At 41.5% G+C, this 21,802-nt stretch carries 19 protein-coding genes; 6 read left to right on the top strand and 13 right to left on the bottom strand.

From position 1 onward, the window contains the following. The first annotated feature begins 6 nt into the window (after window positions 1–6). The 3 genes from GN217_RS06880 (at window position 7) to GN217_RS06890 (ending at window position 3,559) form a co-directional block, all read left to right on the top strand. The gene (locus GN217_RS06880; protein ID WP_336251572.1) at window positions 7–729 is read left to right on the top strand and encodes a glycerophosphodiester phosphodiesterase; all 723 of its coding nucleotides are present in this window, start codon (window positions 7–9) and stop codon (window positions 727–729) included. Window positions 730–1,237: 508 nt separating this feature from the next. Next, the gene (gene rnz / locus GN217_RS06885) at window positions 1,238–2,155 is read left to right on the top strand and encodes a ribonuclease Z (protein WP_156855943.1); all 918 of its coding nucleotides are present in this window, start codon (window positions 1,238–1,240) and stop codon (window positions 2,153–2,155) included. 33 nt (window positions 2,156–2,188) lie between these two features. Next, window positions 2,189–3,559, top strand: a complete 1,371-nt coding sequence (locus GN217_RS06890; protein ID WP_156855944.1) for an aldehyde dehydrogenase — start codon at window positions 2,189–2,191, stop codon at window positions 3,557–3,559. Between the two features lie 62 nt (window positions 3,560–3,621). Here GN217_RS06890 and GN217_RS06895 read toward each other — a convergent pair whose 3' ends face one another. The 5 genes from GN217_RS06895 to GN217_RS06915 all read right to left on the bottom strand — a co-directional run bounded on the left by GN217_RS06895 (window position 3,622) and on the right by GN217_RS06915 (window position 10,428). After that, window positions 3,622–4,878, bottom strand: coding sequence for a DNA polymerase IV (locus GN217_RS06895; protein WP_370459741.1), 1,257 nt, complete (start codon window positions 4,876–4,878; stop codon window positions 3,622–3,624). A 109-nt stretch (window positions 4,879–4,987) separates the two neighbouring features. Next, window positions 4,988–6,112 (bottom strand): M20/M25/M40 family metallo-hydrolase, encoded by a 1,125-nt coding sequence (locus GN217_RS06900; protein ID WP_156855945.1) that lies wholly within the window; start codon window positions 6,110–6,112, stop codon window positions 4,988–4,990. 284 nt (window positions 6,113–6,396) lie between these two features. Next, complete coding sequence (locus GN217_RS06905) at window positions 6,397–7,956, bottom strand: acyl-CoA carboxylase subunit beta (protein ID WP_156855946.1); 1,560 nt, start codon at window positions 7,954–7,956, stop codon at window positions 6,397–6,399. Beyond that, complete coding sequence (gene mce, locus GN217_RS06910; protein WP_156855947.1) at window positions 7,953–8,774, bottom strand: methylmalonyl-CoA epimerase; 822 nt, start codon at window positions 8,772–8,774, stop codon at window positions 7,953–7,955. The genes GN217_RS06905 and mce overlap by 4 nt, the downstream gene beginning before the upstream one ends. A gap of 13 nt (window positions 8,775–8,787) precedes the next feature. Further along, the gene (locus tag GN217_RS06915) at window positions 8,788–10,428 is read right to left on the bottom strand and encodes an acyl-CoA mutase large subunit family protein (RefSeq protein WP_156855948.1); all 1,641 of its coding nucleotides are present in this window, start codon (window positions 10,426–10,428) and stop codon (window positions 8,788–8,790) included. A gap of 126 nt (window positions 10,429–10,554) precedes the next feature. Between GN217_RS06915 and prli42 the strand changes: the two genes are divergently transcribed. After that, complete coding sequence (gene prli42 / locus GN217_RS19180; protein WP_156855949.1) at window positions 10,555–10,683, top strand: stressosome-associated protein Prli42; 129 nt, start codon at window positions 10,555–10,557, stop codon at window positions 10,681–10,683. A gap of 671 nt (window positions 10,684–11,354) precedes the next feature. Here the strand turns inward: prli42 and GN217_RS06925 are convergent. The 8 genes from GN217_RS06925 to GN217_RS06960 all read right to left on the bottom strand — a co-directional run bounded on the left by GN217_RS06925 (window position 11,355) and on the right by GN217_RS06960 (window position 20,029). Next, complete coding sequence (locus GN217_RS06925) at window positions 11,355–11,786, bottom strand: BrxA/BrxB family bacilliredoxin (protein WP_156855950.1); 432 nt, start codon at window positions 11,784–11,786, stop codon at window positions 11,355–11,357. A 115-nt stretch (window positions 11,787–11,901) separates the two neighbouring features. Beyond that, window positions 11,902–13,173, bottom strand: coding sequence for a dihydrolipoamide acetyltransferase family protein (locus GN217_RS06930; RefSeq protein ID WP_156855951.1), 1,272 nt, complete (start codon window positions 13,171–13,173; stop codon window positions 11,902–11,904). Window positions 13,174–13,192: 19 nt separating this feature from the next. Further along, window positions 13,193–14,176, bottom strand: a complete 984-nt coding sequence (locus tag GN217_RS06935; protein WP_156855952.1) for an alpha-ketoacid dehydrogenase subunit beta — start codon at window positions 14,174–14,176, stop codon at window positions 13,193–13,195. Between the two features lie 5 nt (window positions 14,177–14,181). After that, window positions 14,182–15,183 carry a thiamine pyrophosphate-dependent dehydrogenase E1 component subunit alpha gene (locus GN217_RS06940; RefSeq protein ID WP_156855953.1) on the bottom strand — a complete coding sequence of 334 codons (1,002 nt, stop codon included), beginning with the start codon at window positions 15,181–15,183 and terminating at the stop codon, window positions 14,182–14,184. Between the two features lie 29 nt (window positions 15,184–15,212). Next, window positions 15,213–16,634 (bottom strand): dihydrolipoyl dehydrogenase, encoded by a 1,422-nt coding sequence (gene lpdA, locus GN217_RS06945; protein ID WP_156855954.1) that lies wholly within the window; start codon window positions 16,632–16,634, stop codon window positions 15,213–15,215. Between the two features lie 33 nt (window positions 16,635–16,667). After that, entirely contained in the window at window positions 16,668–17,762 is a 1,095-nt protein-coding gene (locus GN217_RS06950; protein ID WP_156855955.1) for a Leu/Phe/Val dehydrogenase, read from the bottom strand. 84 nt (window positions 17,763–17,846) lie between these two features. Further along, window positions 17,847–19,883 carry a sigma-54 interaction domain-containing protein gene (locus tag GN217_RS06955; RefSeq protein ID WP_156855956.1) on the bottom strand — a complete coding sequence of 679 codons (2,037 nt, stop codon included), beginning with the start codon at window positions 19,881–19,883 and terminating at the stop codon, window positions 17,847–17,849. Continuing rightward, window positions 19,880–20,029: a hypothetical protein gene (locus tag GN217_RS06960; protein ID WP_156855957.1), complete on the bottom strand. Its 150-nt coding sequence runs from the start codon at window positions 20,027–20,029 to the stop codon at window positions 19,880–19,882. The genes GN217_RS06955 and GN217_RS06960 overlap by 4 nt, the downstream gene beginning before the upstream one ends. 55 nt (window positions 20,030–20,084) lie before the next feature. Here GN217_RS06960 and GN217_RS06965 point away from each other — a divergent pair, with 55 nt between their 5' ends. Together GN217_RS06965 and GN217_RS06970 are read left to right on the top strand one after the other, a co-directional pair. Continuing rightward, window positions 20,085–20,324 carry a DUF2627 domain-containing protein gene (locus tag GN217_RS06965; RefSeq protein ID WP_156855958.1) on the top strand — a complete coding sequence of 80 codons (240 nt, stop codon included), beginning with the start codon at window positions 20,085–20,087 and terminating at the stop codon, window positions 20,322–20,324. A gap of 95 nt (window positions 20,325–20,419) precedes the next feature. Then, window positions 20,420–21,796 carry an aspartate kinase gene (locus tag GN217_RS06970; protein WP_156855959.1) on the top strand — a complete coding sequence of 459 codons (1,377 nt, stop codon included), beginning with the start codon at window positions 20,420–20,422 and terminating at the stop codon, window positions 21,794–21,796. The last annotated feature ends 6 nt before the right edge of the window (window positions 21,797–21,802 follow it).

A 21,802-nucleotide genomic window follows, 5' to 3' on the forward strand; every position in this document is an offset into this window, starting at 1 on the left:
CAGACGATGATATTCGCTCACCGCGGAGCAAGTAACTATGCCCCGGAAAATACGATGCCCGCTTTCGAGCTCGCCTATCAGATGGAGGCGGAAGGAATTGAAACCGATGTACAATTAACAAAAGATGGCATCCCCGTTCTGATTCATGATGAAGACGTCCGGCGAACGACGAATGGAAGAGGTTTTATTATAGATCATCGATTAGAAGAACTACTGAATTTGGACGCTGGCGCTTATTTTGCACCTAAGTTCAAAGGTACCCGCATATTGACACTTGATCAATTCTTAGAGTGGGCATGTGATAAGCCGTTACACTTAAACTTAGAACTGAAAAATAATAAGATAGCCTATGAAGAAATTGAAATTAAAGTTCTTGACGCAATACGGAACTATAATGTTAAGAAGCATACGACGATATCGAGTTTTAACCCGGAAAGCGTCAAACGGATGAGGCAACTTGATCAGACATTAGACGTTGCCCTGCTCCGTTCAAGGAAACATCCTAATCTTGTGGGGTATGCCAAGGAATTAGGAGCAAGCTCTCTGCATGTTAAACATACCTTACTCACCCCATCCTTAGTTAGGGCATGTAAAGCTGCAAACATACAACTTCGGGTTTATACTGTAAATCGGACGATCTTAATAAAAAAATGCCTAAAACTCGCTTGTTCCGGCATCATTACCGACGTCCCGGATAAAGCACATCACATCCGGAATAATTTTAAATAAACCATCTATCACCTTCGTTCAGCGTAAGTATTTTGCTCGTTTATTTAATTTAGCGCTCTAATCGCCGTTCAGTTGCCCGGTGGACGAATGCTTTCCGCGGGCACAGCCGAAGCCTCGACGCACAGGACATGGCGAACTTAGTCTACCTCAGGCTGAGCACTAAGGGGTCTCCGGACTCGTGCTATTCCCGCAGGAGTCACCGTCCACCGGGCAACTGAACTGGTAGGGATGATTACTTTGAATGGAAATTATCTCCTCCCAATGAGCAAACATCGTACCTGTTAAATAATAGTGTTCTAAGTCAGGCCTTTCCTCGGAGCAGTCCAGACACCTCGAGACTCCAGCAGGAGGCTCACCAGCCGCCTGCGGAAAGCGAGAGGTGTCTGGACTGCGGACCCCCAGGAGAAAGTAGAAAGTTGCACTTACGCTGAAAGTAAAGGTATACCTAGCTGTCTAAGAATACGGAAGTTGGATTAATAAGTAAACTATTTGTTTCGGAGGAAATCGCATGGAAATTACATTTCTTGGTACTGGCGCAGGTCTTCCATCGAAAAGCAGGAACGTGTCGGCTATTGCCCTACACCTTCTGCAAGAAGAGAATCAAATCTGGTTATTTGATTGCGGAGAAGCAACCCAGCACCAAATCTTACACACTTCGATTAAACCGAGGAAAATAAACAAAATATTCATTACCCATTTACATGGCGACCATATTTTCGGTCTCCCTGGCCTGTTAAGTAGCCGCTCCTTCCAAGGAGGAGATGATGCTGTCACAATTTACGGGCCACAGGGTTTACGTGATTATATCGTAACAGCACTGCGAATCAGCAAATCCCATTTGAACTATCCGATAACGATTAAAGAAATTAAAGATGGGACGGTTATTAAAGAAGACAACTATACAATTTATGTAAAAGAACTGGATCATGGAATCCCGAGCTTCGGTTATCGAATTGTCGAAAAAGACTCCCCTGGGGAGTTACTTGTAGACAAATTACAAGCAAAAGGAATACCAGCGGGACCGTTATACGGTAAAATTAAAAGTAATGAATATATTAATACGAAAGACTATGGTATACTCTATCGCAAAGATTTCCTCGGCCCAGATAAACCTGGGAAAATCATTACGATTATGGGAGATACCCGTTATCGGGAAAGTTTTACTTCTTTTGTTGAACGGTCTGATGTGCTCATTTATGAAGCCACCTTTAACGCGGAGCAGGAAGATTTAGCTTTTCAATACTTTCACAGTACAACGAAGCAAGCCGCAACCCTAGCGAAAGAAGGTAACGTAAAACAATTAATCATGACTCATATTTCGTCACGTTACCAGTTAGCAGATTATGAGGATTTATTAAAGGAAGCTCGAGAAGTTTTTCGAGACACAGAGCTTGCAAACGATTTTTATCATCATCAAATTAGGTAATGAATGAGGGTTACACAGTAGGAGAGAGAAAAAATGAATCGTATCCAAGAATTAATAGAAAATCAGCGAACCTTCTTTATCCATGGGAACACCACTGATTTTGAATACCGCAAAGAAAGTTTATTAAAATTAAGGAAAATGCTCAAAGAAAATGAAACAGAGATTTATTACGCTTTAAAACAAGATTTAAATAAATCAAAACATGAAGCCTTTGTGACAGAATTAGGCTTCTTATATTCCGAGATTGATTTTACATTGAAAAATTTAAAAACGTGGATGACTCCGGAAAAAGTCCCGTCCCCATTATCACATAAAGGATCGAAATCCTATATAATGAAAGAACCATACGGGGTTGTACTAGTTATATCGCCATGGAATTATCCATTACATCTTGCACTCGCACCCGCAATTGCGGCTCTTGCAGCTGGAAACTGTGTCATTATTAAACCATCCGAACATGCAATAGCAACATCCCAATTGCTGCGTGCGCTCATACAAGATACCTTTGACCCTTCTTTAATTGACGTTGTTGAAGGTGGTGTAGAAACAACAGAAGCACTTCTGAAAGAAAGGTTTGATTATATCTTCTTCACCGGTAGTGCGAACGTTGGAAAAATAGTAATGAGAGCCGCAAGTGAACATTTAACACCGATCACGCTTGAATTAGGCGGAAAGAGTCCAGCAATTATCGATTCTGACGCCAATGTTAATCTTGCAGCTAAACGAATAACATGGGCGAAATTTACTAATGCGGGACAAACGTGTGTAGCCCCGGATTATCTCTATGTTCATGATGACGTCAAATTTAAATTTATGAAAGCACTCGTGAAACAGATTAAAGCCTTATTTGGAAAGCATCCGTTATACAATGAGGATTATACAAAAATAATTAATGAGAAACATTTCAACCGGTTAGTAAATTTTATTGATCAGGAAAAAGTTATTCATGGCGGAGGTTTTGCGCCTGACACGCGTTTAATCGAGCCGACTGTGATGGATAAAGTGACCTGGGATGATCCAATTATGCAAGAAGAAATTTTCGGGCCACTTCTCCCTGTTCTTTCCTTTTCCAATATTGAAGATGCCTTGTATACAATCAAGCGACAAGAAAAGCCGCTAGCTCTCTATTACTTTGGAGAAAATGAAAAAATTCAACAGCAGGTCATTGAGTTTATTTCCTTTGGTGGTGGGGCCATCAATGATGCTGTCTATCATTTAGGCAATCCGTTCCTGCCGTTTGGCGGTGTTGGCCAAAGTGGAATGGGAGCCTATCACGGTCAATACGGCTTTGACACATTTACCCACCAAAAAGGCATCCTTAAACAAACAACCAAATTCGACTTCCCGTTCCGTTACCCAGGAAGCAAGCTAAACACTTCAGTTGTGAAAAGAATCATGAAATAAACGGTAACTAAATAAGCTACCAACAATCCGCAGTGCAAAGGAATCGGGGCTGCGGATTTCGTTTATTTTTTAAAGTCATCGAGGAAGTCTTTTTGAAAGCTTGTTCTGAATTCGTTGGATTCATTGTCTACTTTATTAGGTAATGCCTTAAATGTGTCCTCGCCAAATTTATCTGCAAGTTGGTTTACCGTCTGCTTTAACGTCTCTTTTTTCACCGCGTCTTCATACGTAAATAAATCAAGCTGCTCCCCAACATTACGCTTATCTTCTAGATGTTGAGCGGTCACTCCTAATAGCCGGATGGGTTGCTCATTCCAATGCTGCTCGAATAACTCAACCGCTATTGGCAGGAGATCCGCCTTCTCATCGATATATGTATCCAATTTCCTGCTACGCGTAACCGTCTTCCGGTCATGATAACGAATCATAACTTGCACACTTTTCCCCACGACTTCCTTTCGCTTCATGCGGCTAATGACCTTCTCAGAAAGCTTATCAAGCAAGTAGTGAATCTCTTGAAGGTTCGTCGTGTCGTATGGTAAAGTTTGTGAATTGCCGATACTTTTGAAATCAAAAATCGCATCGGGGTCGACTTCCCGATTATCAATGCCGTTTGCACGATTGATCAATCGCTCCCCGTTGATGCCAAGCAATTGCCGTAACTCATAAACATCTGCTTCCGCCAAATCTTTAATCGTATGAATTTTAATCGCTTTTAATTTTTCCGCCGTCTTTTCCCCCACACCATACATTTCATCAATGGGAAGTGGCCACAACGTTTCGGGCAACTCCCTTTTTCGGATAATGGTTATACCAAGGGGTTTCTTGAGGTCTGAACCCATCTTTGCTAAGAATTTGTTCGGGGCAATACCGATACTGCATGGCAAATCAAGTTCATTTAATATCCGCTTTTGTAAATTTCGAGCAATCTCTATAGGAGTACCTTGACCCTCCACGTCCGTCACATCTATGTAGCCTTCATCAATCGATACAGGCTGAACAAGTGGGGTAATTTCAGACATCATCCGGAAGATTTCACTTGAAGCAGCCCGGTACCGTTCAAAATTCGGCTTCAAGATGATAAGTTCTGGGCAAAGTTTCTTCGCTTGCCAAACCGTCATAGTTGTCCGAACTCCTTTTGCCCTTGCCTCATAACTGCTCGTTACGATAATCCCTTTTCGTTCTTCAGGCTTTCCTGCAATAGCGACAGGTTTTCCTTTCAGGTCCGGATTGAAGGCCATTTCAACAGATGCATAAAAACTATTCATGTCTATGTGAAAGATTACTCTTCTTCTCCCTGTTGGCTTCAGCGTAGACATGTTAACCACCCTCTACTGATTGGTTGTCACTCTCTATTATATCATAGAAAAAGCATCCATCAGGTCTGAATCAGACCTTGGATGCCTATTATAATGGTTTAATTTATCATTACTTTGTTGTTTCCATTACAATTGCTGTAATTAGTTCTGTAATTTTAATCAAATTGTCTATGGAGATTCTTTCTTTCGTCGTATGGATTTCTTCATAACCTACTGCAAGGTTCACGGTTGGAATTCCGAAACCAGCGATAATATTGGCATCACTGCCACCACCGCTTTTCAGCAGTTTACTTTCTCTACCAATCGATTTCGCGGCTCTTCTTGCCACTTCAACGACTTGGTCTCCACTTTCTTGTTTGTAGCCGGGATACATAAGCTTTATTTCTACTTCCGCTTCACCGCCAAGTTCACTCGCTGCGTGTTCAAACGCTTCTTTCATTGCTGCTGTTTGTTTATCGAGTTTCTTTTTGTCTAAGGAACGAGCTTCTGCAATAATATCTACATGATCTGCAACGATATTCGTTTGTTGTCCCCCTTCAAAACGACCGATATTTGCCGTCGTTTCTTCATCGATCCTTCCAAGCGGCATCTTAGATACTGCTTTGGCCGCAATCGTAATCGCAGAAACACCTTTTTCCGGTTCGACTCCAGCGTGCGCAGTTTTCCCTTTAACGGTTGCGAAGATCTTCGCCTGATTAGGCGCTGCGACAATAATGTCACCAACATCACCATTACTGTCAATTGCGTAACCGTAATCAGCGTGAATAAGAGAAGCGTCTAATGCTTTAGCACCTACTAGACCCGATTCTTCTCCGACTGTAATAATAAATTGAATATCTCCATGCTCCACATTTTCTTCTTTTAATAAACGAATCATTTCTAAAATTGCTGCAAGACCAGCTTTATCATCTGCGCCAAGAATGGTAGTACCGTCAGACTTAATATAGCCGTCTTCTATTACTGGCTGGATATTTTTCCCCGGTACAACGGTATCCATATGGGATGTAAAATAAATAGTATCGCCATCCGATTTGGTCCCTTTAAGTGTACAGATTAAATTTCCTGCACCGTGACCAGTCTTTTCCTTTGCATTGTCTTCTTTCACTTCAACCCCAAGTTCAGTGAATTTCTTTTTCAGTAATGCTGCAATTTCTGCTTCATATTTTGTTTCTGAATCCACTTGAACGAGCTCAAGGAATTCCTCTACTAATCTTGTTTCATTTACTGTGACCATTATTTAACCTCCAATTACTCTTATTAAATTATAGTGTGTGTTCAAAAAAGAAGCAAGGTCGGCTAAGTAGTAAGGTGGCCTTGGCAAATTCGCCCCTAACGTACTATGCGCCGAAACTCGAGGTTGCAAGAGCTCTCCGTACCGGAATAAGCTGGTGAGACATGAGAAATGCAAAAGCAAGCCACCCAGCTTATCACTTATGTGACGGATTCTATACCATTCGGCTTAAGTAGAACTTCTACATTCATGAAGTGCCCTTTAAACAAGACTTTTTGAACAACCTCTTATAAAGGTATATTTCCATGTTTTTTATGAGGACGTTCTTCCTCTTTGTTCCGCAGCATTTCTAAAGCTTGAATAAGCTTAATTCTCGTTTCCCTTGGATCAATGACGTCATCAACCATACCTAGACCTGCAGCTATGTAAGGGTTAGCGAATTTCTCGCGGTAGCTTGCAATTTTCTCTGTCCGCAAGCTTTCCGGATTTTCACTTTCAGCGATTTCCTTTGCGTATAGAATATTAACTGCTCCTTCTGGACCCATTACAGCTATTTCAGCGTTCGGCCAAGCGAAAACGAGGTCAGCACCGATTGACTTACTGTTCAATGCTACATAAGCTCCGCCAAATGCTTTTCGCGTAATCACCGTAATTTTTGGAACAGTTGCTTCTGAGTAAGCATATAAAATTTTCGCCCCATGACGTATAATACCACCATGCTCTTGTTTTACACCAGGGAAAAATCCGGTAACATCTTCAAAAGTGATAATCGGTATATTAAAGCAATCACAGAAGCGAATGAATCGGGAAGCTTTATCACTTGAATCAATATCAAGTCCACCGGCCATATATTTCGGCTGATTACAGACAAGACCAACTGCTTCACCTTTAATCCTAGCAAAGCCAACGACGATATTTTTCGCGAAATCTTGATGAATCTCAAAGAAACTATCTTCATCAACAATCGCTTCAATAACCTGCTTTACATCATACGGACGAACTGGATCAAAGGGAATGAGATCTGCTAAATTTAAACGGAGCTCTTCTTCCATTCGTTGCTCCTCATATGGCTGTCGCTTAGGCTTCTCTTCAAAATTCGCTGGAATATAGGATAATAGTTTTCTTACTGTATCAAGAGCAGCTTCTTCAGTTAGAGTTCTTATATGCGCATTTCCGCTTTTTGTATTATGGATCGAAGCTCCGCCAAGGTCCTCTGAAGATATTTTCTCAGTAACCGCTTCAATCACTTTCGGTCCCGTAATGAACATTTGTGAGGTCTTCTCCACCATTATGACAAAATCAGTTATTGCAGGTGAGTAAACCGCTCCACCCGCACTTGGACCCATAATAACTGAGATTTGCGGAATAACACCTGAATAGATGGAGTTGCGATAAAACACATGCCCATAGCCGTCCAATGAAGAGACACCTTCCTGGATGCGTGCGCCGCCTGAATCGTTCAATCCGATAAACGGTACCTTTGATTTGGCTGCAAGGTCCATTACAGCCGCAATTTTTTCTCCATGCATCTCACCAAGAGCACCGCCATAAACAGTAAAGTCTTGGGCAAATAAATAGACAGGTCTTCCATCGATTTTTCCGTAGCCTGTTACAACTCCCTCTCCCTTACCGCTTGAGTTACCGTTCATGCTAAAGTCAGACGTGCGGGTTTCAATAAAGGGATTCAGTTCTACAAAACTTCCTTCATCCAGAAGATAATCAATACGTTCCCTTGCAGTCATTTTCCCTTTTTCATGCTGCCTTTTAATTCGTTCGTCCCCTCCGCCTAGTTCAACTTCCCTCCGTTTATCATACAACTCATTAATCTTATCATACATATCCATCATTCATCACTTCCTTTTGCCTGTTCGCATAACTCAACTAAGACACCATGAGCTTCTTTCGGATGAATGAAAGCGATTTGACTGTCGTTTGCACCTTGTTTCGGTTCTTCATTAATGAGGCGGATGCCTTGTTCTTTCAACCGGGAAAGCCTCACCGCTAAATCTTCCACTTCAAAAGCTATATGATGGACGCCTTCCCCGCGCTTTGTTAAAAATCCCTTAATAGGTGATTGGTCATGCAATGGTTCGAGTAATTCAATTCGTGTTTCCCCTATTTTTAAAAATGCGATTTTAACACCTTCCGACTCAACCTCTTCAATTGCTTCCACTTCAAGGCCAATTGTTTCCGTAAAAAACTGCAGTGCGTCTTTAATCTGATGAACGGCAATACCAATGTGGGCAATCCTTTTCGGAGGAACTGGCGCTTCTTCCGGTCGCAGGAGATTCTTTAAATAAACAGCCATTTCTTCTGTTGATGATCCGCTCGTGAATATTCGTTTTATACCTTTTTCAAGCAGGAATGGTATATCCTCATTCGGGATAACTCCCCCGCCAATTACCGGAATATCCCCTGCATTTCGTTTCTCCAGTTCTTCAATTACTTTGGGAAATAGTGTATTATGTGCCCCTGATAAAGAAGACAAGCCAACAACGTCAACATCCTCTTGAATAGCCGCAGTAGCAATTTGTACAGGTGACTGACGCAGCCCGGTATAGATTACTTCCATTCCGTGATCACGCATTGCCTGAGCAATGACGAGTGCTCCACGATCATGCCCATCGAGTCCAGGCTTCGCAATTAGTATTCTGATTTTCCTCATGATACCTTCCCCCTTAAAATCCTGTGTACTCACCAAACTCATCACGCAACACGTTACAGATTTCACCAATCGAGGCATAAGCTTTTACAGCATCTAATATATATGGTATCAAATTAGCCTCCTCGTCAATTGCCACCCTGCGCAGTGCTTCGAGCTTTTGGTCAACTGCTTCTTGGTTCCTCTTTTTGCGTACTTTGTGTAAATTATTGATTTGGGCCTTCTCCAACGCCTCATCAACCTTCAATAGATCAGGGTTAACCTCTTCCTCCAATTTAAATTGATTGAGTCCGACAATAATTTCTTCTTCACTTTCAATTCGTTTTTGCGTTTCATAGGCATTGTGATGAATCTCCCGTTGCATATATCCTTCTTCAATTGCTTGCACGGCCCCTCCGAATTCCTTGATCCGTTCTAAATAATCCATTACTTTTGCTTCCAGCTCATCTGTTAGCGCTTCCAAATAATACGGGCCACCAAGGGGATCGACCGTATCCGCAACTCCACTTTCATGGGCAATAATCTGCTGTGTCCGTAAAGCTATTCGTGCCGATTCCTCTGTCGGTAAAGAAAGTGCTTCATCGCGTGAATTTGTATGCAGACTTTGTGTGCCTCCTAATACTGCTGCAAGGGCTTGCATGGTCACACGAACAATATTATTATCCGGTTGCTGCGCAGTCAGTGTTGAGCCGCCAGTCTGAGTATGGAAACGCAATTTCCAACTTTTCGGTTCCTTTGCCTCATAATGTTCTTTCATAATTTTTGCCCAAATTCTTCTCGCTGCCCGGAATTTAGCAATTTCTTCAAAAAAGTTATTATGAGCATTAAAGAAAAATGCCAGCCGTGGTGCGAAAGTGTCCACATCAAGACCGGATGCAATTGCAGCATCGACATAAGCCATTCCATTTGCGATTGTAAACGCCGCTTCCTGTACAGCATTTGAACCCGCTTCCCGGATATGATATCCAGAAATACTTATCGTATTGAATTTAGGCAAATGTTCTTGACAATAAGCGAAGATATCTGTAATTAGCCGCATGGATGGCTTCGGCGGGAAAATATATGTCCCCCTTGCGATATATTCCTTTAAAATATCGTTCTGAATCGTTCCAGTAAGCTTTTCAGATGATACACCCTGTTTTTCCCCTAGTGCAATATACATACATAAAAGAATTGCTGCAGGAGCATTAATTGTCATGGATGTACTTACTTTGTCTAGTGGAATTTGATCTAATAAATTCTCCATATCAGCCAATGTATCAATTGCGACCCCGACTTTCCCAACTTCCCCTTCACTCATGACATCGTCTGAGTCGTAGCCTATTTGTGTAGGTAAATCAAAAGCGACAGAAAGACCTGTCTGGCCTTGTTCCAATAAGTAGCGGAATCTTTTGTTCGTCTCACTTGCAGAACCGAATCCAGCATATTGTCGCATTGTCCATAATCTGCTGCGGTACATCGTAGGCTGGATCCCGCGCAAATAAGGATATTGACCTGGATAGCCCAAGTTATAATTTGCATCCTCTGTTCCATATAAATAGTCAACCGTGATTTCAGAGGAAGTGTGAAACCTTTCTTTACGCTCCGGAAAGCGCTTTAATGTTTTCTCGACATCTTTTATCCATTTTGTTTTTTCACTCTCATGCTTTTCAGGCATATTAGTTCCCCCATTCTCCAGCAGTTCCATAGCAAAAACATTTTCTAACAATTTTTAAACTTGTCCAATGAGCAATTTCACGTTAAAATACTTAATAGTAGTAATTGTGATAAGGAGGTCAGAGAATTGTCCAAACAATCTTATACAAAAAGACAATCAAAACGTCAACGCAGGACAAAGATTATTGTATACGTAATGATTATCCTTATGTTGTTGTCAACATTCACTTACGGGTTGGCCGCCTTCGCTTTTTAATGAATCCGACTAATAAAAATGACTTACAAAGACTGGTAAATAAAACCGGTCTTTTTTAATTTCTTATTGATTCCACGTTCACATCTGAAAACTGCCCATCGCTTCCATACAGCGTAAGTGTCTGCTCTTTCACTAATTAAGGCGCTCTAATCGCCGTTCAGTTGCCCGGTGGACGGATGCTTTCCGCGGGCACAGCTGGAGCCTCCTCGGGCTACCGCCCTGCGGGGTCTCCAGACTCGTGCTTTTCCCGCAGGAGTCACCGTCCACCGGGCAACTGAACTGGTAAGATGATTATTATTGAAAGCATTTATTCTAGTCCCATGTCACGATAGAAATTATATCTGTGGAATAATAAAGAGTGATCTAAATTGGGCTTTCCCTCGGAGCAGTCCAGACACCTCGAGACTCCTGCAGGAGGAAAGGCATAGGTGAGACCCCGCAGTACGCAAAGCGTACGAGGAGGCTCACCAGCCGCCTGCGGAAAGCGAGAGGTGTCTGGACTGCGGACCTCCGGAAGACAGACACTTACGCTGTATAAAAGGAATTCAGTTTATTCTTCAGTTTATTTTAAGTTTTATAAAGAAATGTTTAGTTATTTTAGGGTATGTAAGGTTGAGCTATGTAGTAAAAAGGAGACTGACTTGTGCTTGCCAGTCTCTACCTGATAATAATTAGATTTCATCACAGTGTGCATCAAATAACGCTTGCAGCTTCACCATTACGTCCATTGCACTATAGCTTTCGATATCGTGACGTTCTAGCATAGACACGATCTCGCCGTCTTTAAGTAAAGCAAAGGATGGGGAGGATGGCGGGTAGCCTTCGAAATATTCCCTTGCTCGTTCCGTTGCCTCACGATCCTGACCGGCGAATACCGTTACTAAATGGTCTGGCCGTCTATCATAGTGAATAGAAGTTGCCGCTGCAGGGCGTGCAATTCCTCCTGCACATCCACAAGTTGAGTTAACCATAACTAATGTAGTTCCTTTTTGTTTAAGTGCTTCATCCACCTCTTCTGGTGTTCTAAGCTCTTTAAAACCTGCTTCTGTTATATCTTTTCGAGCGGCATCAACAATATCATTCATAAACAAGTTAAAATCCATCACAAACACTCCTTTCCCGGGATAAACATAAATTTGTCTAAATACATATTTAGCTTAGCAGGGAATATTATTAATTTCAATTAAATAAATTGCAAAATACCTTCATAACGACCGATTAATAAACTGAAGTCGTACTTTCATTCATATTCTCAAGAATTTCTTTCACCCTTCTTAAGAACTGACCACAGACCAATCCGTCGAGTATACGATGATCTAATGATAAACATAGGTTAACCATGTCTCTTGCAGCAAACATATCGTCAATTATAACTGGTCGCTTCACAATCGATTCTACCTGAAGAATTGCCGCTTGCGGGTGATTGATAATCCCCATTGATTGTACCGAACCAAATGTACCCGTATTATTTAGCGTAAATGTGCCACCACTCATATCTGCAGTAGTTAGTTTACCACTCCTAGCTTTCTGTGCTAGTTCTGTAATCTCTCGGGCAATTCCTTTAATCGATAACTCATCCGCATGTTTAATGACGGGAACAAACAATTCCTCATCACTTGCTACTGCAATTGAAATATTAATTGCTTTTCGCTGAATAATTTTATCTCCTGCCCATGTACTATTAAGCTGCGGGAATTCTTTTAATCCCTGCGCGACAGCTTTAACAAAGAAAGCAAAGAAGGTTAAATTGTAGCCTTCTTGTTCTTTAAAATCTTTCTTAAGTGAATTACGATAATTAACAAGGCTGGTTACATCTGCTTCAACCGTCATCCATGCATGTGGAATTTCTTGAGTAGAGGTGACCATTTTTTGAGCAATCGCTTTTCTTACACCGGTTACCGGAATTTCGATATCGCCGGTTTCTGATTGAATGAACGATTCAACCGATTTTTTCGGCTTTTGTTGATCCGGTTTCGGTGTATCAACTGCCGGACGCTCTGTTACTTCTGTTGCTTCTGGTTGGAGAATGTTTCCGGATTCGATGATTTTCTCAATATCTTTTCTCGTAATTCGACCACCACGTCCAGAACCTGCCACATTATTTAAATCAATATTATTTTCCTGTGCGAGTTTTAATACGGCCGGAGAATATCTCTTCTTCATCGAAGTGTCTTTTTCCTCGCTAGGAGCAGGTTCGATTGCTTTATCTTCCCCGGTAGTACTTTCATCTTGCTCAGGCGAGCCCCTGCCTTCTGTTTCAATTTGGCACATCACTTCACCAACTGCAATCGTATCTCCTTCAGTTGCAACAAGTTCTTTTATTACACCTGAGAAAGAAGACGGTACTTCGGCATTCACTTTATCTGTCATTACTTCAGCGATGGGATCATATTTATTAATTTTATCCCCAGGTTGTACAAGCCAGGTCGTAATGGTCCCTTCTGTCACACTTTCTCCAAGTTGCGGCATTGTAATTTTTTCCAAGCCCATTTTTTCATCCTCCTAAAGCTTAAAATTCAGCTAAATCACGCATCGCATTCTCGACTTTTTCCGGATTAATCATAAAGTATTTTTCCATCGTTGGAGCATAAGGCATGGCAGGTACATCCGGTCCAGCGAGACGCTTGATTGGTGCATCCAAATCGAACAAGCAGTTCTCTGCTATAATTGCTGCCACTTCGCCAATGATGCTTCCTTCTTTATTATCTTCTGTGACAAGTAATACTTTTCCAGTCTTCGTTGCCGCTTCAATGATAGCTTCCTGATCGAGCGGATAAACGGTGCGTAAATCAAGAATATGAGCTTCAATCCCCTCTTCAGCAAGCTTTTCCGCTGCTTGCAGGGCGAAATGTACACCAAGTCCATACGTAATAACCGTGATATCATCGCCTTCACGTTTAACATCTGCTTTTCCGATTGGAAGTACATAATCATCGCTAGGGACTTCTCCTTTAATAAGTCGGTAAGCCCGCTTATGTTCGAAAAACAAAACAGGATCGTTATCCCGGATTGCTGCCTTAAGTAACCCTTTTACATCGTACGGGGTAGACGGCATGACAATTTTAAGTCCAGGCTGGTTGGCAAACATTGCTTCAACAGATTGAGAATGATATAAAGCACCATGTACGCCACCGCCATACGGAGCACGGATGGTAATCGGGGCCTGCCAGTCATTATTAGAGCGATAACGAATTTTAGCTGCTTCTGAAATAATTTGGTTAAATGCGGGTAAAATAAAGTCAGCAAACTGCATTTCAGCTACCGGCCGCAAACCGTACATTGCCGCTCCGATTCCAACCCCGGCAATCGCTGATTCAGATAGAGGTGTATCCAACACACGCGCCGCGCCAAATTCATCGTAAAGTCCGTCCGTTGCTCGGAACACGCCACCTTTTTTACCGACGTCTTCACCGAGAATAAAAACTTTATCATCCCGTTGCATTTCTTCTCGTAATGCAGTAGTTACCGCTTGTATATAAGACATTACTGCCATTTCTCTTATCCCTCCTGTTCTTCATAAACAAAGCGTAATGCATGTTCCGGATCTGCATAAGGAGCTTCCTCTGCATATTCGGTTGCTTCGTTCACAATCCCCTGTACTTCACTATTAATCTTTTCTTCGATTTCATCTGTAAGTACACCGGATTCTTTTAAGTAAGTGGAGAAAGTAAGGATACAGTCATCTCTTTTCGCTTCTTCCACTTCCTTTTTCTCACGATACGTGCGGTCGTCATCATCACTCGAATGAGCGGTAAGACGATATGTTACTGCTTCGATGAGTGATGGACCGTCTCCGTTAATCGCTCTCTCCCGCGCTTCTTTAACAGCAGCATAAACTTCAATTGGATCATTTCCATTAACCGTCACGCCATGCATGCCATAGCTTTTAGCCCGGATTGACACGTTTTCACTTGCAACCTGACGATCAAATGGCACAGAAATTGCGTATTTATTGTTTTCAACCATCGTGATGACCGGAAGCTTGTGTACACCAGCAAAGTTCAGACCTTCGTGAAAGTCACCTTGATTTGTAGACCCTTCGCCGAGTGTTACAAAGGAAACAAACTCCTCCTTCTCCATTTTACCTGCGAGGGCAACACCTACCGCATGTGGTAGCTGCGTTGTAACAGGAGAAGACCCAGTTAATATCCGATTTTTCTTTTGACCAAAGTGCCCTGGCATCTGTCTTCCACCAGAGTTTGGATCCTCCGCTTTCGCAAAAGCGGAGAGCATGATATCTTTTGCCGTCATTCCGAACGCTAAAACAACACCTAAGTCGCGGTAATATGGTGCTGTCCAATCTTGCTCCCGGTCAAGCGCAAAGGATGCTCCAATTTGTGCCGCTTCCTGACCTTGACAGGATATAACAAATGGAATCTTGCCTGAACGGTTCAATAACCACATCCGTTCATCGATTTTCCTGGCGAGCAGCATCGTTTTATACATGTCAAGTACTTGTTCGTCTGTTATGCCAGCTTGTTGATGACGATTTAAACTCATCTTTCGTTCACTCCTTTTATTTAAACCATTTAACCATGGATTTGCTTTCCATCTACAGCGAGTGCCGCTTCACCTATCGCTTCTGAAAGCGTAGGGTGCGGATGTACAGCAGATGCAATTTCCCATGGGGTTGCATCAAGGACCTTTGCAAGACCTGCTTCTGAGATCATATCTGTCACATGTGGTCCAATCATGTGAACACCTAGTAAATCATCTGTATCCCTGTCCGCAACGATTTTTACAAAGCCTGCTGCTTCACCATGAACTAACGCTTTTCCGACTGCTTGAAATGGAAATTTGCCTACTTTCACATTATAGCCTTTGTCCTTCGCTTCTTTCTCTGTTAAACCTACATGTGCTGCTTCTGGACTCGAGTAGATGCAACTCGGAATCGTTTCATAGTCAAGCGGCAATGGATTTTCATTTGCAAGATGTTCTACTGCTTTTATTCCTTCATGAGAAGCAACATGTGCAAGTTGCATACCACCTATCACATCACCAATCGCATAAATATGCGATTCTTTCGTTTGCATGGAGGAATTCGTTACGATAAAGCCTTTTTCTACTTGAATATCCGTGTTCTCTAAACCGATATTTGCTACATTAGCCGTTCTACCGACCGATATAAGAATTTTTTCCGCATTGAAATTGATTTTTTCCCCAGCAACTTCTGCCTGTATGGAAACATCATCCGCAATATCTATCGTATCGGCGAGGACATTCGCCCCTTTCACAAAGTGAATCCCCTTTTTCTTAAGGAGGCGCTCCATTTCATTCGCGATTGCTTCATCTTCCGTTGGTAAGATTTGTTTCGCATATTCAATGACTGTTACATCCACACCAAAGTCATTCAGCATAGATGCCCATTCAATTCCAATTACTCCACCGCCAATGATGAGCATGGAACTTGGGAGTTCTTCCAATTGTAAGGCATCATCTGAAGACAAGATATGTTCCCCGTCAAATGACAGGCCGTTCAATGAGCGAGGACTTGACCCGGTAGCGATAATTACATTTTTAGGAGTCAAAATTGTATTTTCCTCCCCATTTTCATACTCTACCGAAATCGTGCCAGGCATTGGAGAAAATATGCTGGGACCAAGAATTCTTCCAAACCCTTCATAAACATCGATTTTCCCCTTCTTCATCAGTCCCTGTACACCTTGATGCAGTCGGTCGACAATTGAATTTTTCCGGGCCTGGACTTCTAGGAAATTTATCGTCGTATCTTTCGTTTCAATTCCGTAAACACTTGCTTCCTTTGTCTGACGATACACTTCAGCACTGCGCAATAAAGCTTTAGATGGGATACAGCCTCGATGGAGACATGTCCCTCCAAGCTTCCTATTTTCAACGACTGCCGTCTTCAGTCCAAGCTGGGAAGCACGGATTGCTGCAACATATCCCCCCGTACCTCCCCCTAATATGACTAAATCGTAATCCTCTGCCATCGTCTATAACCCCTTTCCAGTTTACATTCCATTCTAGCGATTTAAAATAGATCGTTCATTGACTAGGAATTGGCTGCGTGATTCCCGTTTCGCTTTAATTCGTTCTTCAGCCATTCGGTCAGCCGCAACATAAGTCGGGATATTATCTCTTCTGGATATAGCAAAAACACGCTCTAGATTGGAATAAATTACTTCAACTTTTTGTAACGCTCTTTCTTTATTATAACCGGCAAGCTCATCTGCAACATTAATTACTCCGCCTGCGTTAATAACATAGTCCGGCGCATAAACAATTCCCATTTCATGGATAATGTCCCCATGCTTTTCTTCTGCCAACTGATTATTTGCAGATCCTGCGATCATTTTCGCTTTAAATTGTGGTATTGTTTCATCGTTGATGATAGCCCCTAATGCACACGGAGAGAAAATATCACACTCAACGCCATAAATCTCATCCGGTCCAACGGCTGTTGCCCCAAATGCTTCTACCGCACGTTGTACAGCAGCTTCGTTAATATCCGTGACGATAAGATTTGCACCTTCATCATGGAGATATTCACAAAGTGCAAAAGCGACATTACCAACTCCTTGGACGGCGATTGTTTTTCCTTCCAATGAATCTGTGCCAAATGTTTCTTTTGCTGTTGCTTTTATCCCTTTGTAGATTCCATAAGCGGTTATTGGAGAAGGGTTTCCGGCTGCTTCTGGTGTAGTTGGTGAAGTCCCCGTAACGAACTCCGTTTCCAAATGGATAAGATCCATATCTTCCGTTGTCGTTCCAACATCTTCTGCAGTGATATAACGTCCGTTCAATCCTTGGATATAACGACCGAAAGCACGGAACAACTCTGGATTTTTGTCCTTTTTCGGATCACCAATTATGACTGTCTTCCCGCCACCTAGATCGAGTCCTGCAGCAGCATTTTTATAAGTCATTCCTTTAGCAAGACGGAGTGCATCTTCAATCGCGGCTTCTTCCGTCTCATACGTCCACATCCGTGTTCCTCCAAGAGCTGGTCCGAGTGTTGTATCATGGATTGCAATAATTGCCTTCAATCCAGATGCCTTATCCTGGCAAAGTACTAATTGCTCATACTCATATTTCTCCATATATTTAAATAATTCCATTTCCCATTCCTCCTAGTTTATTTATTTATTTTTTACAAAGGCAAACTGTATGTAAGCGCTTTAATATCCATTTATGATTAAATTTTATTCAAGCTGATATTTCTCGATTTTATAATATAAATTTCGAATAGAGATATCTAATGCTTGAGCTGTTTTCGTCTTATTGAATCCATTATTTTCATATACTTTATAAATATAATCTTTTTCAAAATTTTCCACGGCATCGGTTAATGAATCCCATTCCGGAAACATGAGATTGGATTGTTTCAGATTGGAAGATGAATGAAGTAATTTCGGTAAATACTCCTTTTTAATTTCTTTTTCCTGATTATCCATGAAAATCATCGCCCGCCCAATAATATTCTCTAGCTCCCTTACATTCCCTGGCCAGTGGTATTGTTCAAGCAATGCGATTGCATCGTCACTAATATACTGGACATCCCTTCGATAATCCTTATTAAGCTTTTTAATAAGATGATGTGCCAGTTCACGAATGTCGGAAACTCGTTCTCTTAAGGATGGTATAAAAATTGGTAAACGATTTAATCGGTAGTAGAGATCTTCTCTAAATGTCCGATTACTGATTGCTTTTTCCAGGTTCGTGTTCGTTGCTGTAATGATTCGAACATCTATCGGGATCGATTGCTTGCCACCAACACGGATAATCTCCTGCTCTTCCAAGACCCGCAATAGTTTAGACTGCATATCTAAAGATAATTCCCCGATTTCGTCGAGAAAGACACTGCCTTTATTCGCTTCCTCGAAGGCGCCGATTTTACTTTTCGATGGGTCAAGTGATTCATAACCGAATAATTCAACTTCAAGTAATGTTTCTTTAATCGTGGCACAATTGACACGAATGAATTTTTCTTGCTTTCGGTTACTTTCATTGTGAATAGCATGTGCAAACAATTCTTTCCCTGTACCGGAATCGCCTCTTAGCAATACAGTTGCAGGGGTTTTCGCCCCAACTTTCGCTTGTTCAAGTGCTAGTTGCATTTCTGACGATGAACCGATAATATCATCGAACGTATACTTTGCTTCCAAGCTGCGAATGATTTGCCTTGCCCGCTCGAGTTCATTTGTAAGAGCTTGAATTTCCGAAACATCATGCAGGACTCCAACACTTCCTTGAATTTTACCTTTCGCAATGACGGGAGCAACATTTACAATAACTTCCCTTTTTTTCTGACCGACCTTCATGCGAACCCCACGATAGACACTGCCTGTTTCGAGCACCTTCATATGCATGCTTTCCCCTTCATGGATATCGACTGTCGCCGGTTTACCAATCACATCTTCTTCTGTTAGCCCAGTAATTTTTGTATATGCCGGATTAATCATGATGCCATTGCCATGTTTATCAACAACACTTATCGCAGCATCTGAAGATTTGATGATAGCTTCAAGCATATTTTTCAGTTCAATTAAGTCCGTGTTTTCCTCCGCCAGTTTTACAACTTCGGTAATATCTTTAAATACAGTAAATGCTCCAACGAGATCATTGCTTTCACTGATTAATGGTATTCGTGTTGCAATGATTTTTTTTCCGTTTTCTAATGGGAACTTTTGATTAATTTCTTTTTCTTTCGTCTGAAGCACGATAGGTAGGCGCGAATTTTTTATAACATCTCTTATACGCTTGCCAATAAACATATCTTTTTGAAGCCCAATAATCTCTGCAGCTTTCTCATTCACAAATTGAATGACCTCGTTCCTATCAATGACAATCATGCCATCACGAATATGGTTGAGGATTAATTCTTGATTATCGCTTTGCTGCTTTATTCGTTCGAGCAATGCATCTTTTTCATCCACGAGTTCAGAGATGATGTAGGCTACGGAGCCAGGAACGACTACTGTCTGCTCCCTTTTTGAACGGATCAATTCCTCCAAAACAGCCTGATCACCTGTAGCTTCAAAGATGATATCGATCTCCTTATCGATCCAGTCTTTCCAATCACTTCCGGTTTGAATGTGTAACTTATTTGCTAATGCAAGGCCGGGTGCCCCTTCATTGTGATCAATTACTGCCACAATTTTCATAGTTGTTGTGGAGTGAATGATATGGATTAATGCCGTACCTCCCCGTCCGGCACCAACAATAAGTACATTTTTCATCGATTCACCACCTTTGCATTATCTTGCATACTAATATCATACGTTATCATGAATGAATTGGCAATGATTAATTGATTGTGATAATTACTGCACGTTATGTAAGAAATGCCTGTGTTGGAATGATATTGTTCCGTTTTAATAGTCATCTTTGCTATACTCTATAGTTGAGACAACTTTTGATATGATTAAAGGGGAATGAGTATGAGAAATATAGCAATTCTTATTTTATTAATCCCAGGCGTCATTGCTGCTATTGGAATTAAATTAATGCGAGATACTTTATTTAATGATTTTTATACCATTTTTATCTATTCGTGGATCCAGTTCGGAGTTGGATTAGTTTTATTCATCGGGGGGATTGCTTTCCTTGGGGGATTTATCGTTTTCCGTGACCGAAAAAATAAAGCGAAAGAGAAGAATTCCTCTGTTAATGGTGAATAAACAAAATTTATTAACTTTTTATCGTAATTTTGCATGATTTTATGGTATGATAAGTAGAAAATTATCTTTATGCAGTAAATTAAGGAGGAAATCAGATGAAGGTCGCAAAATTTGGCGGCAGTTCAATGGCTAGTGCAAGCCAATTAATTAAAGTTGGAGATATAATAAAGGATGATGCAAGCCGCAAATTTATCGTTGTGTCAGCTCCCGGGAAACGCTTCAAGGAAGACACAAAGATGACCGACTTGCTGATCGATCTTGGAACCGCATATTTACAGCAAACCAATTTTGCTGAACAGTTCGAGGCTATTATGCAGCGTTTTACGGAGATTGTTACGGAATTGGAACTTCCAGATACTTTATTGGATGAATTTACTGAATCATTAAAACGAGTACAGGAACTATCTGATAATGAAGCAAGTTTAATGGATGCTGTAAAGGCCATCGGCGAGGATAGTTCGGCGAAAATGCTAAGTGCCTATTTAAATAAAATCGGCATCAATTCGTCATATATCAATCCACAGGAAGCAGGCCTCATACTTAGTGATGAACCAGGTAACGCACAAATTCTTCCGGATAGCTTCGATAAGATTCGCATGCTTCGAGAACGTGACGGAGTACTCGTAATCCCTGGTTTCTTCGGGTACACGGAAGAAGGAAAGCTTGTTACATTTTCAAGAGGTGGGTCAGATATCACGGGATCGTTAATTGCGGCGGGTGTGGAAGCTGAAATTTACGAGAACTTTACCGATGTAGATTCTGTGTTTACAGTGAACCCTTCCTTTGTATCTAATCCGAAAACAATTACGAAACTTACGTATAAGGAAATGCGGGAATTATCCTATGCAGGTTTCTCTGTTTTCCATGATGAAGCTTTGATCCCCGCCTATCATGCTAAAATTCCTGTTGCAATCAAAAACACGAATAACCCTTTAGCTAAAGGAACATTAATTGTAGCAGAACGGGAATTAAATGGACGAGTCGTAACTGGTATTGCGAGTGATACCGGCTTCTGCAGCCTTTACGTCAGTAAATATTTAATGAACAGGGAGATCGGGTTTGGCCGTAAATTATTAAACATCTTTGAAGATGAAGGTGTTTCATTTGAACATGCCCCGTCCGGGATTGACAATATGTCTGTTATCTTCCGAGAAAGAAATTTACCGCGTGATAAAGAGAGAATTATTTTAGAACGAATTAAAAACGAACTCCATCCGGATACGGTCAGCATTACAAGGGGAATTGCAATAATCATGGTCGTTGGTGAAGGACTTGTCAATTCAATCGGTGTCGCGAACCGGGCAACAGAAGCCTTTACGAAAGCAAATGTAAATATTGAGATGATTAACCAAGGTTCTTCTGAGGTATCCATGATGTTCGGTATTCAAGCTGCCGATTTGAAACGAGCCATACGCTCTCTGTATGAGTTATATTTTATGGAGGAAGATGCATTAGTGAGAAGCGGTTCATAATAGTGC

This window comes from Oceanobacillus sp. AG, from assembly GCF_009746545.1.
GTDB lineage: Bacteria > Bacillota > Bacilli > Bacillales > Amphibacillaceae > Oceanobacillus > Oceanobacillus indicireducens.